The sequence below is a fragment of the Streptomyces sp. UH6 genome, from assembly GCF_013421635.1.
In the GTDB taxonomy this organism is placed as follows: Bacteria; Actinomycetota; Actinomycetes; order Streptomycetales; family Streptomycetaceae; genus Streptomyces; species Streptomyces abyssomicinicus.
Window position 1 is genome coordinate 1 of record NZ_JACADT010001394.1, and the last position, 1098, is coordinate 1098.

The following is a 1098-nucleotide window of genomic DNA, read 5'->3' on the forward strand; positions in this document are numbered from 1 at the left end:
TCGCCGTTCCAACTGCTGCACCCGGACCTGGCCCGCCTGGCGGCGCTCGGCGGATTCGGCCGCCTCGACCGGCGCATCGGCCGGTTCCTCGCCGACCCCCGGCTGCGCCGCGTCTTCTCCTTCCAGGCCCTGTACGCCGGGGTCGCCCCGGCCAGGGCCCTCGCCGCCTACGCGGTGATCGCCTACATGGACACCGTGGCCGGCGTCTGGTTCCCCCGGGGCGGCATGCACGCGCTGCCCCGCGGGATGGCGGACGCGGCGGCCGGCGCGGGCGCCGGGTTCCGCTACTCGGCCGAGGTGACCGCGCTGGAACGCGCCGCCGGCCGGGTCCGCGCGGTGCGGCTGGCCACCGGCGAACGCATCGCCTGCGACGCCGTGGTGCTGACCTGCGAACTGCCCGCCGCGCACGGCCTCCTGGGGCGTGCCCCGAAGCGTCCGGTGCGGCTGCGCCACTCGCCGTCCGCCGTCGTCCTGCACGCCGGGACGGACCGCACCTGGGACTCGCTGGCCCACCACACCCTGTCCTTCGGCGCCGCCTGGGAGGACACCTTCGAGGAACTCACCCGTACCGGACGGCTGATGAGCGACCCGTCGCTGCTGATCACCCGCCCCACCACGCACGACCCCGGCCTGGCGCCGCCCGGCCGGCACCTCCACTACGTCCTCGCGCCCTGTCCGAACACCGCCGTCGGCCCCTCCGCGGCGGCCTGGCACGACCTGGGCCCCCGCTACCGGGACAGCCTGGTCGCCGAACTGGAGCGGCGGGGACTGGACGGGTTCGCGGACAGCGTGCAGGAGGAACTGCTCGTCACCCCGCTGGACTGGGCGGGACAGGGCCATGCCGACGGCAGCCCCTTCTCCGTCTCCCACACCTTCGCCCAGACCGGCCCGTTCCGCCCCCGCAACCTGCTGCGCGGCGCGGAGAACGTGGTGCTGGCGGGCTGCGGCACGACCCCCGGCGTCGGGGTGCCCACGGTGCTCATCAGCGGGAAGCTCGCCGCCGCCCGCGTCACCGGAGGAACCCCGCGCCGGACGTCCGTGCACCTTCCGCCGGCGCCGCGCGCCGACCGGGCCGTCCCGCCGGCCCCGGCAGGTGTT

General features: G+C 76.7%; 1 protein-coding gene. It reads left to right on the top strand.

Annotated elements, in window-relative coordinates; translation table 11 throughout:
• On the top strand, nucleotides 1-1098 hold a 1098-nt coding region (gene crtI / locus HW445_RS32110), incomplete at both ends, for a phytoene desaturase family protein (protein WP_180224271.1).